The sequence below is a fragment of the Nitrospirillum iridis genome (assembly GCF_014205765.1).
Lineage (GTDB): Bacteria > Pseudomonadota > Alphaproteobacteria > Azospirillales > Azospirillaceae > Nitrospirillum > Nitrospirillum iridis.
The window spans coordinates 258,072-273,706 of record NZ_JACIIZ010000011.1; the positions used below are offsets into that span (position 1 = coordinate 258,072).

Here is a 15,635-nt window from a genome sequence, read left to right on the forward strand (position 1 = left end):
CGGAATTGGCGGTGACTGGAATCATCGCCGGCGCCACCGGCGGTATCGCCACGGGAACCGACAAGAAGGTGCAGAAGCCCTTTCGTCTGCGCACGGGTGAGACTCTTGGGGATTGGCGGGTGGACGCCATCACCAGGACCAGCCTGCGTCTACGCCATGACGACCAGATCCAAGACTATCCCCTTATCACCCCTCCGCCCATCACTCCGGCGCCGCCCCCAAGGTAATACCAACGCCATGATCCGTTCTTTCATTCCCTTTTCAGTGCTGGCGGGCGCCGCGCTGACCGCTTGCGCCGTTACGCCTGGTGGCACGGGCCCCAGCGTCCCTTTGCCAACGGCGCCCGCATCCCCGGCGTCAGCCCCCACCAGTACCTTGTTCGCTCAGCAGGCGCCGGTCCCACGGCAGCCGCCTGAAACCGTGCGGGGCAGTGGCGAGTTCGTGCGGCCGACAGGGGTGATGCGTGGCCTGGCGGCTGGCGATGGCGAGCCGATCGACGTCAATTTTGTCAACGCCGACGTTCGATCCGTGCTGGATGCCGTCCTTGGCGGCATGCTCAACCTCAACTACACGGTCGATCCGAAGGTCCAGGGGCAGGTGACCATCCGTACGACCCGGCCCTTGCCGCGTGCCCAGGCGTTGGCGGCGATCGACGCGGTCCTGCGGGCGCAAGGCTACGCCATCATCTCCGGCGATGGTTTCTATCAAGTGGTGCCCGTTGCCGAGGCGCCCGCCCAGGCGCCCATCCAGCGGCTGTCGGCCGCGGAGCAGGCGGCGGGCTTCAGCACCGCCATCGTGCCGGTGCGTTTCGTCGCCGCTGGCGACCTGGACAAGATCGTGCGTCCGCTTACCCGCCCCGGTCTGATCCAGTTGGCCGACGCCAACCGCAATATCTTCATCGTCAGCGGCACGGCGCATGAGATCGAGTCATTCACCCAGTTGATCTCCAGTTTCGACGTCGACTGGCTGGCGGGCCTCTCCTTCTCCATGTTCACGTTGCAGGCTGTGGAGCCAGCCAAGCTTGAGGCGGAATTGCGCCAGGCCTTGCAGCTCAATTCCGGCCCGCTGCAGGGCATGGTCGAGTTCGTGCCCCTGCCACGGCTCAACGCCTTGCTGGTGGCGGCCAAGCGACCGGAGTTCCTGGCGACGATCGGCACCTGGGTGGAGCGGCTGGACCACACTTCCACGGACGGCGGCCGCATGGTCCATTATTACGATGTGCAGAACGGTTCCGCTTCCGAGTTGGCTGGCGCTTTGAACCGACTGATGGGAAAGGGCGGTGGCGCATCGTCCACGGACCGGACGCAGGGCAGCGATAGCAGCCGCTCCACGACCCGCAGCACCGGGTCGACCAATTCCACCTTCGGCTCATCTTCCCTCGGGCAGACATCCAGCAGCCTGGGAAGCAACAGCCTGACCTCGTCAAACGGGGGCGCGCTCAGTACCAGCCCGACCAGCCCGATCACGCCCAGCAGCGCCGCCAACTCCAGTGGGGATACGGCGGGGGATGGCGAAGGCATTCCCGAGTTGAAAGGCGTCAAGGTGGTGGCGGATGAACGGCGCAACGCCTTGCTGATCTATGGCACCGCAAGCCAGTACGCCATGCTGGAGCAGGCGCTGAGCCGCTTGGACGCGCCCCGTGAGCAGGTGCTGATCGAGGCCACCATCGCCGAAGTCACCTTGAACAACGACCTCAACTTTGGGGTCCAGTGGTTCCTGGATCGGGGCAGCAGCACCGCCGGATACGGTAGCGCCGCCACCATTGGGGCCAGCTACCCCAATTTCAACTACACCTTCATCACACCCAATACCCGCGTGGTGCTGAACGCCCTGTCCAGTGTCACCGACGTGCAGGTGCTGTCGGCGCCGAGGCTGATGGTTCTGAACAATGAGACAGCACGCCTGCAGGTGGGTGATGAGGTACCGATCGTGGTGCAGCAGGCGACCAGCACGCTGACCAGCGACAGCGCCGTGGTGAATTCCGTCCAGTACCAAAGCACCGGCGTGATCCTGGAGGTGACCCCCCGCATCAACCACAGCGGGGCGGTGGTCCTGGACGTGAATCAGGAGGTCAGCAGCGTGGCCACGACGACGACCTCGGGCATCGACAGCCCCACCATCCAACAGCGCAAGATCAGCAGTATCGTGAACGTACAGGACGGAGAAACCGTGGCGCTGGGTGGGCTGATCAGTGATAGCTCAAGCAAATCTGGGAGCGGGATTCCCTATCTGAGCGACATCCCGGTACTGGGCAAGCTCTTCGGTACCAACAAGACGGACCATAGCCGCACCGAACTGCTGGTCTTCCTGCGCCCGGTCATCGTGCGGACCGTGGTCCAGGCCCGGGAGGTGACGGAGGCGCTTAAAGCCCGCATGGGCCGGCTGGAGGCGTTGGCGGGCTCGAATGCGCCCAAACCCTGATGGCGCGCCCGCCCAGAACCGTGCCGACCATCGGCGGGGGCAGGGGGGATACGCGCTGCTGTTGACCCTGTTCCTGTTGGCGGTGGGCACAGCGGTTGGATACTTGGTGGTGGGCAACGGTCTATCGGCGCGCAAGCTAACCCGTGCCGCCTCGCAGGCGGCGGGCGCCAGTCAGCGGGCGGCCCTGGCCACGTGGCAGGTTCTGGACGGCACGGCGGCGTCGGGCAAGGCGCCGGTGGCGAAATCCGGACAGCTTACCGTGGATGGTCAGACGGTGAGCCTGATAGCCATGTCGGAAACGGGGCGCATCGATTTGAATGGTCTGTCCCGCCGAGCATTGGCGGAAGCTATCCAATCCCTGGGCTTTCCGGAGCGGCGGGCCGCCCAGGCGGCCGACCAGATCGCCCAATGGCGCGGCATGGACCCGCCAGGCGCCGATGGCACGAATCTGGCGATGAACGGCCGGACGGCGCTGTGGTCGCTAGAGGATCTGGACGCCATCGCCGGCCTGGAACCAGAGGTTCGCGCCTGTCTATTCCTATGGGGCACGGTCCATGCGCGCGGGCCGTTCGGCGGCAAGGAGGCGCTGACCAGGCAGGACTTCGCCACGACCGGGTTCGGCTCCAACGGAGGCCTGATCGTCGGCACGATGGTGCGGGTCGTCGCGACCGACGTCCTGACGGGCAAGCGGTTTCGGACCATAGCGTTGTTCCGGGGGGTATCCCGGAGGTTGCCCGGGGAAAACGGGCGGCCCGTTCCTCCGCCATGGATGATCCTGGAATGGTTGAAGCCGGCACCGACCGGCGGGGTGAATTGCCCGTGAATGCTTGATTTGGTCGACAGTGGCACCCTGTGCGCCTCAAGCCGATCGCAAGATTGCATTGGAACGCGGCATTTTTACCCGCTATGATATACCTGTGGGGTACTCAGAAATAAGATACGCGACGGCAAAGTTCTCGCCTGCGCGTGGTTTTTCTTGGGGGCATGAAGGCAATGAGATCATACAAGGCCGCCTTGGCTGCGGTTGTCCTTGCGCTGGTTGCGGGAGCAAAAACCGCGCAAGCCGCAACTCAGACCCCTTGGACCAAGGTCACGTTTATCGCAACCGGCTGGGTTGACAAAACTTTCCGCTTTTATACCGAGGCACCTGTCGCGAATCCGGAAAATTGTGCCTCTACCGATGGCTATGTGGTGCCTGACTCATTGCCTGGCAACGACCACTTTCTATCAACCATTATTGCTGCCTACTCCCTCAACCATGAGGTTGCCTTAATCATTAATAGTTGCGTTAACGATCGACCCCAGGTGATTGGCGTTTATGTCCGAAAGCCGCAGTAAAATTCGATATTAGATTGAGGCTTCTGGACCGGCCTGTATTGTTTTGTAGGCTCATTTCTTGTGAGTGGCAGAAGATATAAGGGTGAGATCCTGTTAAGTGGGCGCGGTGCCGCCGTGCTTTTCGATGTTAATCATTTTTTTCGGGGGGGGATGTGAGAAAAAGGTCCAAGTTATTTTATTCGGATGTTCTTTATTTCCTATCCATTTCTATTGGCTTGTGCGCGTTTCCCGCATGGGCTGGAAGCGTAAGCTATGGCTATGACTCGTTAGGGCGGCTGACCTCAGCAAAATACCCTGATGGAACGGCCATAAAATATGAGTATGATGCCGCAGGTAACCGTATCAATGTGAAGGTGACCTATCCGGATACCACCACGCAGAGTAATTCGGATGGAACTTCGACGACGACCATAAATGCCGATAATTACACCGTTGCAGATTCGTCAAAGAAATATATCGTTGTTGGGAATGGCGACGTACTTAATGTCTCTGGAACGGCGATAACCGTTAACGCTGCCTCAGGCTCTACCGAATATATAAAGGGAAGCGGTGGCGGAAATACAATAACGGTTGCTAATGGGGGCGTTACGCTTCGAATTTCTGGCAACGGAATGAGCGGCCCCATTAATTACGTCACCATGTCAAATGGCACGCTTATTCTGGATGACAACGCCCGGGCGGATCTTGTCCCGGGCAGCAACTCCAACCACGTCACCATCGGCACGAACGATCAGATCGGTGTTTATGGCAACAATAACATCGTTCTGGCGACGGGCGGTGGGGATGCCATTTGGATGGGAGGGACCGGTAACGTCGTCACCACCAATGCGGGTGGCACGCTGGTCATCGCAAATGGCAACACCACCATTAACGGCCATCAGAATACAGTGAATCTCTGGGCGGGTGCTACGGCGACGATTACCGGCAATCAAAGTAACGTTACCGTCGACAGGGCCACACTGACGATTTCAACTCCTGATAAATATACTGAAACGGTCAACGCTGCCGGCGCCACCGTCTTCGTGACAACGGGGGGCAACACCATCAACCTCTCTGGGGCTGGCAATACGCTAACCACATCTGCCGGCAATTCAATCGCGGTGAGTGGTACTGCCACGATCAACGGTGATTTCAATTCGGTGGCGATTGCAGGTGGCGCGACGGTCACGATTAACGGTAACGGCCCTATGATCTCCGCCAGTACCGTCGTGCTCAAGTTGGTGGGTAATTCCGGTAACTATGCGACGGTCAATGGTAACGGCAGCACTATCACCATGGCGACAGCCGGAGAAAGCCTTACGCTGTCGGGGGCCAACAACGCCGTCGCCGGTTTCGCGAACGCGACCTTGACTGTATTGAACGCGGGCCTCAACACCGTGAACGGCATCACCTTGAATTCCATCGGGGCGAAAGATCAGTACACATATGATGCCGGCGGCAAACTTCTCACTCACGTTACGTTTGATGCTGGTGGTAACCAACTGAGAAGTATCGTTTATGGCAAGTCGGTATTTATTGTGCCGCTGTTGAATGGGTTGCCAATTCTGTATCCACTAGGTTCATGATGGGGTATTGCCAGGGAAAGCAATTTGTGCCGCCGGTAGTCTCGGGAGGTACATTTTTCTGCGGATAAGTCAGTAATAGGATGGTAGTGTGATTTGAAAACGTCGATCAACAAGCCACTCTCAATGCGAAAATATACCGTTTAGCGGGGTGTAAAAATGAAACGCATCACGGCATTTGTATTTTTGCTTGCAATTTCTCAGTTTTTTCTGGCGCAAAAATCTCTCGCGGAGCCATCTGGGGCAAAAGCCAGCGTCATAAGTGTTCGGTCTTATGATTCTGGACAGTATTCATATGCTATAATAGAAGTAAATAACACGACGTTATGCAACACAGATCATTTTGTAATACCGCTTGACAGCCCCGGTGGGGTTGGGATGCTTAGCGCTGCTATCACGGCATTGTCGGCTCAGAAGCAGGTGGTGCTTGAGGTGTCAAATGTTACAGGTTGCAATGGCTGGGGGTCGCGGTTGCAGTCTCTCTATTTGTTTAATTGAATTTGATTTATGGGCCCTGATGCGGGGCACTGCCCTTCATCGTGTCCCAATAGGCTTAAACTAACTCGGATAAATCATCGCCCGGGTTTGATCAGGTTATTCCGATGGCGCCAGTTCTTGCACGGGATGCACCATCCACCGACACTCATGCGAATGATGTATCGAGCTTATTCTCGCAGGTAGATAAAATTACCTAAGACGAAAGAAAGAATTAATGACGAAGATGTGGGCGCTGGCATCTAAATTTTTAGGCTATTTCCTTTTAATTCTCGCCATCATTCCCACTTCTTCTGGCGCAGATACACTGCCGTCCGTCAAGATCGGTACGGCGGCATTGCTGGCACCCTCCTCGGCGGACGGCTATTACGGCTCTGCTACCAATTCCACCAACGGGCTGGGCAGCGTATCGCGACCCAACGAGATCATCGAGCTGGCGCTGGCCCTGCGCAACGATCCGGATCTGATCTACGACTACGTCCGCAACAACGTCGACACCACGTTCCTTTATGGCTTGCAAAAGGGTGCCTTGGGCGCCTTGGTCGACAGGGCCGGCACGCCCTTCGACCAGGCGATGCTGATGGTGGAGCTGCTGCGCCAGTCCGGTTATACGGCCAGCTATCAGGCGGGCACCATCACCCTCAATGGCCAGCAGTTCTATGACTGGACGGGTATCACCAACGCCACGGCCGCGTGTCAGCTTCTATCCAGTGGCGGGATCCCGGGCAACGTCAACGGCGCCACAAGCACGGACTGCGGCAATGTCAGCGGTACCGTCAGCTCGGTGCAGATGGCGCATATATGGGTCTCCGCGAATGTCGCCGGCGGCACCTTTTTATTCGATCCCAGCTATAAGGCCTATTCTTGGAGATCGGGAATCGACGTGCCGGGTAATGCGGGACTGCAGGTTGGCCAACCTCTGAACCAAGCCGTCGCCGGTGGTGGAAACAGTGTTGAATTCGGCACCGCGTCTGGCGTCTCCTACGTTCGCAACTTGTACAGCTACGCCCTTAACCTATACCTCGGAGCGTATGCCCAGAACCTGCTGAACGCCATCAACGCCAACATCTCCGGCGCTCACATTCAGGATGTGGTCGGCGGTGGCACCATCGTTCGCCAGGAAGGGCCTGTACGGCAGACGTCGTTGCCTTATCCCGCGCAGGCCACCCGCAGTTGGAGCGGTGGTGTCCCTGATCAATACCGCACCACGCTGCGGGTGCAGATTTCAAGACCTGTCGCCAATTTGACGACCGGTTCGCTGGACACGGTCACGATGGCCGATGTGACCCTGTTCGCGGATGAGATTTACGGTCGTAAGCTGATCTACGATACCAATTTCACCGGGCCTGGGAGGAACGTCGATAGTCTCAACAACTTCGTGGGCACGCTGAAGTTGGTTGATGAGTTCGGCAATGCGCAGGCACTAGTAACAAGCACGACGATCGGTGACAAAATTGCCTACCGTCAAGACGCCACTATTAATCTGACGGTCAATCATCCCTACGCTGCGGCTGCGGACGGTAGCGCCAACGTTACGGGCACCTATATGGATGCGGTTGTCACCCGGAAGGTCAAAGTTCTCACGCCATTTACCATCGTCCATGCCTGGGGCGATGTCAGCAGCAAGGGGGTGGTGGAGAAGTGGGGCTCGCGCATTGACAAGAGCGTGCCGACTCTGCCGCGGCAAGGCTGTGACATGTGCGGCAGCGATTTCTTCAGCAGCGCCGGCGACGGCATCCGTGAACAGCTGGCGGCCAGTTGGATCGTGCAGTCGGCCAAGGCGGCCTCGCTGCACGCCGCCATCGCCAAGTCCACCTACGGGCATCACCATTCCATCGGCGTTGTCACTGCGGACAACCAGATCAACGTTGTGGACAACGACAAGTCGTCGACGACCAACCAACTCTATTATTCCATCTCCGACAATTTCGATCGCATCGATGTGGAGTCGGGTATTAGCCTAACCAGCAAATCGGCGGATGGCACTCGCCGGCGCGCCGCTCTGCACGCCATTGCCGCCACCATGGAGGCGTTAGAGGGTGCTGTGGCCGCCGAGGTGTCGGATTTACCGGATACCAACTCGACCGCCACCCGCTTCGCCTGGGGTAACACCCCGCCTACGGATGGCGAGGATCCCTCCAACGCCGGAGCACGCCGCTTCTATAGGTTTAACAGTGGCAATGCCGGTCAGGCTCAGGGCTTGGCCAAGGTGGAGGGACAAGCGCCATCGGCTTATGCCAGCGCCACCGGTCAGCATGGTGCCGATAACGTCACCATCGGCAGTGGAGAGGCGAATGGCCGGGCTGGAGCGCTCGCCACCGTCATCACCAACTACACCAACGCCGGCTTTGACGTTGTAAGCTCGGAAGAGGCGTTCCTGGGGCCGGGGGGCCGGGCAGGCGCGTTTGTCCCGCAGGTGAGCGGGAGCACCACAACTTACACCCATCGCCAGAGCGAGCAGCGGGGCGGCGCCCTGGTGGCGACCCGTTATAATGCCAATGGGGATCCTTTGGAGATCGCCCATATCATGGTGGGGCCTACCGCCAATTCCAAGGGCGGTGGCGGCGGTGTCCAGGCGCAGCATCAGTCGCAGTATGACCCGTCGACGGCGGCCGACGTGCTGAAGGCCCGCTTCGTCGACCGCTCAAAGATGTTGGGCGTGGACCTCAAGTCCGGCGCGTTGTCCTATACCAGCCCGGCCAGTCTCAAGGTGGGCAGTGGCAAGTTTCCCTATCAGTTGAGCGCGCAGTTGATCTGGCGGGGTGGCGAGCAAGTTTCCAGCGGATTCGGCCCTATCATCCACACCCAGCCGCAGACTCCCTGGACCACCAATTGGAACAGTATGGCATCTATCTCCTCCAGCGCTTTGGAGATGATGCAGGATGGGGACCTGAGGGCGGCCGCAACCTCGGTCGCAGCCTTCGCTGCGATGCAGGATGTTTACACCGCCAGCCCCAGCGTTCAGCGTGAGGTGGTGGGCGTCCTGGTGGGGTCCTGGTGGATCAATCAGATGATCGGCAACGTCATCACCACCAATGTGGGTGTGGGGACATCACAGTTCGTACGCCTTATCGATGGCAGCTGGATCAGCCCTGGCGCCGCGGTGGCGGCTAGCCTGACGGTTAGCGGTAGCCGCGTGGCCTATCGCAACACCGATTGCACCAACACGTCAGCCCAGGCGACCATGCCCCAGACTCGGGGGTGGAACAACGCGGGCATGTCGATAAAAGTTCGCAACCCCAATGGTGATGTGCAGACCTTCAACCAGTGGAGTTTCGTCTATACTAACAATATATCGGAGTCCACTTGTTCCAGTCTACGCGGTTTTCGCCTGGAGTCCTGGAGCTTTCCCCAGGGGGTGACCATCACGTTGAAATATGATGACGGAACGGGAAGTCGCAATATTCCAGAATTAGTTTCCGTCTCGAACAACCTGGGACGCAAGATCCATTTTATCAACAGTGGCGATGGTGGCTTCGATAATGCCCTCACCGGGGGCGACTTCCGCCAAGTCACCGTCACGATGGACGGAACAGGCACGGCGACGCACACCGGCACGAACTGGGACACCTACAAATTCAACGCGCGGCTGGTGGGTGGGCGCTATTTGCTGGACCAGATCTATTATCCTCACACGCCGAATACGCCCTTCCTGCAATACAACTACGATACCCTGAACCGGGTGGTGTGGGCCTTCGACGCGCAGAGCCTGCAGGACACGGCGAACCATGTCCAAGTGGGCGCGCGCGGCGCCTGGGGCTTCCGCATCGCCAACGGTATCCGGGGGTTCCGGACGGACCCGGCCGGCGGGCGTTATGAGGTGATGTATGACACTTACGGCATGCCGTTCCGCTATGTAGATGAAGTGGGGCGGACGACGACGGCGCAATATGACGGCCGCGGCCGGATGACGGAGTATGACTATCCGGCCGGGGGCAAGCAGTTGTTCGGCTATGACGCGCGCAACAACACTACCGACATGTGGCGCGTTGCGCGGCCGGGCTCGTCGCTGTCGACCTCGCATGCGCATGTGGATTGGGACGGGACTTGCAACAAGCCGACGCATGTGGCGGACGCCAATGGGAATACGTCGGATCTCTATTATGATGGCAATTGCCAATTGTCCTACATGCTTGGTGCGGCTATTGCGAATTCGAGCAGCGGCCTGACGACAACGACGACTCGCCCACGTACGAACTTCGGTTATGACACCCTGGGCCGGCTGTTGGAGGTGCGCGACGCTGGGAACATGCTGACGGACTTTGCTTACGACAGTGCCAACGGCAGCCCGACGCAGGAGATCGTGGACGCCGGCGGCCAGAAGATCACGTCCACGTTCGGCTATGATGCCCAGGGGCAGGCGACGACGGTGACGGACCCCCGGGGCAAGACGGCAACTACCACGTACGACGGCAACGGCCGGCCCATTTCGGTGGATCTACCAGAAGGCGCCCGGACGGAATGGACGTACAACGCCGTCGGATGGGTGCTGACGGAGCGTCAGGCGGCGGACAGTGGCCATACCGCCTGGTCGACGGTGACCACGACCTACACGGCCACGGGGCAAAAGGCGACGGTGACGGACCCGGCGGGCCAGGTGACGACCTATGGCTATGACGCGGCGGATCGCCAAATCAGCACGACGGATCCGCTGAACCGGGTCAGCGTGACGGATTATGACGCGGCTGGCCAGAAGCTGCGGGAGCGTCGCGCCGTGGGTACGGCGGTGGAGCAGGTGTCAGCCTCCTACGCCTATGACGCCGACGGCCTGGTCTCAACGATCACGGACCCGCGCGGCAATGTGCTGAGCTATGTCTATGACGGGTTTGGGCGGGTGTCCTCGCTGCGCTACCCGGACGGGGCGTCTGACAGTTATGGCTACGACGCCAATGACAACCAGACCAGTGCGACGCAGCGGGATGGCTCGACCTCGCAGATGACGTACGATGCGGCCAACCGCTTGGTGACGGTGGCGCGCCCGGGCCTGCAAACGGTGACGTTGGGCTATGACCATATGGGGCGCTTGTACTGGCAGGTGATCGGAGGCAGCGAGGTGTCGCGATCCCTGTCCTATGATAGCGCTGGCCGTCTGGCGGCGGCGACCACCTATATACCGCGACCGGGGGCAAGCTCCCTCGGGGTGACCATGAACTTCGGCTATGATGCTGCGGGTAACCGTACGTCGGCCAGATACCCGGACGGCTCAACGGTGTCGTGGGTCTACGATGGCTTGGCGCGGGTGACGGACGTGACGGAGGGGTCGTTCACCTGGGCACATTACAATTACGACACGCTGAGCCGCCATACCGGTGCCTGGCAGGGCAATAACGGCACCGCCGTGGCCACCAGTTCCTATGGTTATGATGCGGCCAGCCGGCTGACCGGCCTGGGCCGTGGCTGGAACGGCGGGGCGGTGAATTACAGTTATAGCTATGACACTGCGGGGCAGGTGATCTCGCGCGGCGTGGACAGCGATAGCTTTCTGCCGACAGCGGGGGCGCCCCAGACTTATGGCGCGGCCAATGCCATCAACGGCTACACCTCGGTCAACGGCAACAGCTACGGTTATGATGGCCGTGGCAATCTGACCTCCGCGGGCGACAGCACGGCGATGACCTACGATAGTCGCAATATGCTGACTCGGTTCACGCAGGGGGCCACGGTGCAGACCATGGGTTACTATCCCGAGGGGGGCCGGGCGTGGAAGCAGGTGAACGGGGTGACGACCCTAACGTTCGAGGCGCTGGGGGTGGAATGGGGTGACTACGACGGCAACGGCGGGCTGCTTCGGCGCTACGTGCGTTCTACGGCGACAGGAGGCCCCGGGGGGGGCGGTGTCGTGGGCTGGGTGGACGGCGGCGGCAACCGCTTCTTGACGGTGCACGACCGGCAGGGAAGTGTGGTCGCGGTGTTGAACGGCTCTGGCCAGTCGACGAGCACCTATTCCTATAACGAGTTTGGCCAGAGTGCGCAGGACGGGCAGACGGGGTCGCCCTATCGCTACGCCGGCATGCGGTATGACGAGATCGGGCTCTACGTCACCCCCAACCGCACCTACGTGCCAGGCATCGGCAGGTGGCTGCAGATGGACCCGGCGGGGCTGGTCGATGGGCTGAACCGGTATGCTTATGTGGGGAACAACCCGCTGTCGGGTTTTGATCCGCTGGGATTGGCCAACGAGGGAAATACTTGCGGCCGGACAGGGGGCGTAAGCTGCTCCGGGAGTTACGCAGGGGATGGCATCACGCCGTTTAAAGATGGAACGGGTGGTGATAATCGCCAGCTGGAGAGGCGTCAACAGGCCCAGGCGGCAGCGGTTATGGCGCAAGATTCTAGTCAAGCGGGCCGCAGTGGTTCAGGTTCGCAAAGTCGGTTTGTGATTGACTTTGTTGCCGAGCGGAAAAACCCCCATAGTATAGTTGGGCATGCGTTTTTGGGATTTGAGGCCCCTGGGGAAGAACCGTTTGCCTTGGGATTTTATCCACAATCGAATGAGGCGACAGCGTCACCTACCGAACGTTTAGTGAATGCCCTTGGTGGCCCTGGTGCGATAAGAGACGACACTTCCCTTCTTAAGGAGGCATTAGGCGGAAATAATAACTTTGCCGTTAGGCAAACTGTTGTTAGTCCAGATGTATTTTATAAGGCGGTTGGGATCATGAAATCCTTTAATGGTCTACACTATAGTATTGATACACAGAACTGTGCTGCGGCAGCTATGACGGCACTCAGTAATTCTGGCGCGATACCAGGTATGTTCTATATGCCAGGACTCTCGCCGACCGACATTTACAATGTTATGAAGGCAGAAAAATAATGGTAAAATTGTTGATGTTGTCGACCTTTCTCGTAGTTGCTATTGGAGCGACGGTTGGGTGGTCGTCAGGACGGCATGAGTATGTGCAAACGGATTGTGCGCTTGATGATAAACGATTAACAATATGGATGCGCGATCTGTCTGATAAGGAAGACAACGGAAGGTCTCAAAATATAGAATTTCAGAATGACGGTCCTTTAATTCGGTTTTGGCCACAGTTCTATGCGCTAGACTGGAGTTCTATTAAGAGCGTTGCGATTAGTTATAATGGGGAATCCCACACTTCGGGGAAGTTATCATTTGTATACGCAAATGGCGGGAAGAGGGCTCTGGGGGAGATTCAGGCCACATGCTGGGAAAAGGTTAAGGAATATATTGGTGATAAAGACCGCACCAATAATATTCTGATTAATGCGATTGAGATTGAGCCAAGGTAGATCACTTTGCCGCGACGTTTATTCGCCGGCTGCACAGAGATGGTTATCCCCTGACAGCTGCCCACCCTGATGAGACTATCCGGTGATGGTTTGGGCTTAAAGGCAAAATCCCCCTTCCGAATCAAGACCCTAACCGCCCATCGTTGAACCTTCGTGCATAGACGATGCACAGGTGTAATCCTAAATCCTGTCATTTTTGACGCTGCGGAGCGTAAGCGGTGCGCGTCCCCCACCGGTTTGGCGGTTGACGGTTCAGTTGGCACCGCAGCAGCGCTTGTATTTCTTGCCTGATCCGCAGGGGCATGGGTCGTTGCGTCCGACCTTGGCTTGACGGATGGGCGCTGGCTTTGCGGGTGGGCGTGCGGCCCTGATCTTGGCGATCTTGTGCAGGACGAGGATGGCGCGGGGGATTTGTCCGGCGGCCTCATTGAGGCGTTCATCGATGTCCTCGGCGGGGACGAAGGCGCCGTCGTCGAGGTCGATAAAGCCGACGAAGGGGGTGATGACCGCCTCCAGCCGTTCATCCCCGGCAAAGGCGGTCCAGCCCTCGGGCGCCAGGGTCATGGCCCGCCAGAAGCCAGAGACCCATTCCCGGACGGCCTGGTGGGTGGGCTTTTCGCCGGCGTCCAGGAAGGCCGGGCGGTAGTCGCAGACCCGCTCCGTTTCCAGCCGTTCAAGGCCAGCGTCGATGTCGCCCAGGAGGCTGTTGTAACGGGTCATCAACGTGCCGAGCACCGCGTGGAGGTCGGCATCGTTGTCGAAGACCGGTTCCTCGTCGCCCCAGAGGGCGGCGATCCAGCGGCTGGGCGGGATCAGGTCGGGCGCCACCACGACACCGGTCAGATACCCCTCCAGCGCCAGCGGCGACAGCGCGCTTTTCGGTGCCGCCGGCGAGGCGAGGAGGCTCAGCCAGGCGGTGGATGAGGAGGTGATGGTCATGCCGCGTGCTCCGTCACGGCGGGCCCCATCGCAACGACCTGCGCCTCGGCCCAGGCCCACGGCGTGAGCTCGACCAGCCGCGCGTTAGGCCAGCCGTCGACCAGCCGGGTCAGCACGTCGGCCAGATAAGCTTCCGGGTTCACGCCCTGCAGCTTGCAGGTTTCGATCAGCGAGGCGATGACCGCCCAGTTCTCCGCCCCCCGGTCGTGACCGGCGAAGAGCGCGTTCTTGCGATTGAGGACCAAGGGCCGGATGCTCCGTTCCACCGTGTTGGAATCAATCTCTATCCGCCCGTCGTCGAGGAAGCGGACGAGGCCGGTCCACTGGTTAAGCGCATAGCGGATCGCCTCCGCCGTGGTCGATTTGGCGGACAGGCGTCCAAGCTGCTGCTCCAGCCATCGCTTGAACTCGTCGACCAGCGGTCGGCTCCGGGTTTGTCGGACGGATCGCCGGTCCGCCGCCGTGCGGCCCCGTATCTCCGCCTCGATGGCATAAAGCTGGGCGATCCGCCGCAAGGCCTCTTCGGCGATGGGCGCCGGCCCCGTCTTGGTGACGTCGACGAACTCCCGCCGCAGATGCGCCCAGCAATGCGCGATCCCGATGCCCGCGCGGCCCGCCACCGTCTTGTAGACGGTATAGCCGTCGGTCTGGATGACGCCGGTGAACCCATCGAGCACGCCGGCGGCATGCTTGGCGCTCCGGCCGGGGGCGTAGTGATAGACCACCGCCGGCGGATCGCCGCCCCGCCAGGGCCGGTCATCCCGCGCCAGCGCCCAGAAGTAGCCGCTCTTGGTCCGGCCCCGGCCCGGATCGAGCACCGGCGCCCTGGTCTCGTCAACGAACAGCTTGCCGGAGCGCAACAGGTCGGCGCGCATCAGCCGCCAGACTGGCGTCAACTCGGCGGCGGCGTAGCCCACCCAGAAGGCCAGCGTCGAGCGATCGATCATGATCCCCTGCCGGGCGAAGCCCTGGGCCTGCCGGTACAGGGGAACGTGATCGGCGTATTTGGCGACCAGAACGGCCGCCACCAGCCGCTCGGTCGGCACGCCGCCCTCGATCAACCGGGCCGGCGCCGGGGCCTGGACCACGGCGCCCGAACAGGCGCGACAGCCATAGCGGGGACGGCGGGTCACGATCACCTGGTAGCGGGCCGGCACCACGTCCAGCCGCTCCGATCGATCCTCACCGATCACATGCAGGGCGCCGGCGCAGCAGGGACAGGCCGTGCTCTCCGGCGCCACCACCACCTCGATGCGCGGCAGGTGCGGCGGCAGCGCCCCGCGTGCCTTGCGGCGCTCACCGGTTCGCCGCCGCTTCAGCGCGGGGGCATCCTTCTCCGCCACGGCCTCGGTCTCAGCCCGGGCCTGCTCGACATCCTCCAGCGCCAGGTTGAGCTGGTCGGCATCAAGACGTTCCGACCGCGGGCCGAACTGCATGCGCTGCAGTTGGTGGATGAGGTGGCGTAACCGGTCGTTCAGGTCCTCGACCCGCCGGCGCTCCGTCCGCTCGGCCTCCAATGTCTCCACCAGCGCCAGAACCTGGGCGCGCAAGGCCTCGACATCGGCCGGAAGGGTGTCGGGATCGATCCGCATGGCAAGAGCATTTATAGCACGGAATCAGCCACTT

At 60.4% G+C, this 15,635-nt stretch carries 9 protein-coding genes; 7 read left to right on the forward strand and 2 right to left on the reverse strand.

Features of this window, described 5'->3' with window-relative positions:
• Positions 1–11 precede the first annotated feature (11 nt).
• From FHS74_RS19610 to FHS74_RS19640, 7 genes are all read left to right on the forward strand, one after another.
• Positions 12–227, forward strand: a complete 216-nt coding sequence (locus FHS74_RS19610) for a hypothetical protein (RefSeq protein WP_184803789.1) — start codon at positions 12–14, stop codon at positions 225–227.
• A gap of 232 nt (positions 228–459) precedes the next feature.
• Positions 460–2,421 carry a type II secretion system secretin GspD gene (gene gspD / locus FHS74_RS19615; protein ID WP_184803797.1) on the forward strand — a complete coding sequence of 654 codons (1,962 nt, stop codon included), beginning with the start codon at positions 460–462 and terminating at the stop codon, positions 2,419–2,421.
• On the forward strand, positions 2,405–3,244 hold the full coding sequence (locus tag FHS74_RS19620) for a hypothetical protein (protein WP_184803799.1): 840 nt from the start codon (positions 2,405–2,407) through the stop codon (positions 3,242–3,244). Before gspD ends, FHS74_RS19620 begins: the two co-directional genes overlap by 17 nt.
• Before the next feature lie 170 nt (positions 3,245–3,414).
• A complete protein-coding gene (locus FHS74_RS19625) occupies positions 3,415–3,759 on the forward strand; it encodes a hypothetical protein (RefSeq protein ID WP_184803801.1) in 345 nt (114 codons plus the stop codon).
• 152 nt (positions 3,760–3,911) lie between these two features.
• Positions 3,912–5,324, forward strand: coding sequence for a hypothetical protein (locus FHS74_RS19630; RefSeq protein WP_184803803.1), 1,413 nt, complete (start codon positions 3,912–3,914; stop codon positions 5,322–5,324).
• Between the two features lie 156 nt (positions 5,325–5,480).
• Complete coding sequence (locus FHS74_RS19635; protein WP_184803805.1) at positions 5,481–5,819, forward strand: hypothetical protein; 339 nt, start codon at positions 5,481–5,483, stop codon at positions 5,817–5,819.
• A 214-nt stretch (positions 5,820–6,033) separates the two neighbouring features.
• Positions 6,034–12,633 (forward strand): RHS repeat protein, encoded by a 6,600-nt coding sequence (locus FHS74_RS19640; protein ID WP_184803808.1) that lies wholly within the window; start codon positions 6,034–6,036, stop codon positions 12,631–12,633.
• A gap of 689 nt (positions 12,634–13,322) precedes the next feature.
• On the opposite strand, the gene FHS74_RS19650 is transcribed toward FHS74_RS19640, so the two are convergent.
• Entirely contained in the window at positions 13,323–14,009 is a 687-nt protein-coding gene (locus FHS74_RS19650; RefSeq protein ID WP_184803820.1) for a UPF0149 family protein, read from the reverse strand.
• The gene (gene tnpC, locus FHS74_RS19655) at positions 14,006–15,601 is read right to left on the reverse strand and encodes an IS66 family transposase (protein ID WP_184803823.1); all 1,596 of its coding nucleotides are present in this window, start codon (positions 15,599–15,601) and stop codon (positions 14,006–14,008) included. The genes FHS74_RS19650 and tnpC overlap by 4 nt, the downstream gene beginning before the upstream one ends.
• Positions 15,602–15,635 lie beyond the last annotated feature (34 nt).

Excerpts from the sequence above, each read along its gene's own strand:
- gspD (WP_184803797.1), top strand. The coding sequence starts at position 460 with ATGCGTGGCCTGGCGGCTGGCGATGGCGAGCCGATCGACGTCAATTTT.
- FHS74_RS19620 (WP_184803799.1), top strand. The coding sequence starts at position 2,405 with ATGCGCCCAAACCCTGATGGCGCGCCCGCCCAGAACCGTGCCGACCAT.
- FHS74_RS19625 (WP_184803801.1), top strand. The coding sequence starts at position 3,415 with ATGAGATCATACAAGGCCGCCTTGGCTGCGGTTGTCCTTGCGCTGGTT.
- FHS74_RS19635 (WP_184803805.1), top strand. The coding sequence starts at position 5,481 with ATGAAACGCATCACGGCATTTGTATTTTTGCTTGCAATTTCTCAGTTT.
- FHS74_RS19640 (WP_184803808.1), top strand. The coding sequence starts at position 6,034 with ATGACGAAGATGTGGGCGCTGGCATCTAAATTTTTAGGCTATTTCCTT.
- FHS74_RS19650 (WP_184803820.1), bottom strand. The coding sequence starts at position 14,009 with ATGACCATCACCTCCTCATCCACCGCCTGGCTGAGCCTCCTCGCCTCG.
- tnpC (WP_184803823.1), bottom strand. The coding sequence starts at position 15,601 with ATGCGGATCGATCCCGACACCCTTCCGGCCGATGTCGAGGCCTTGCGC.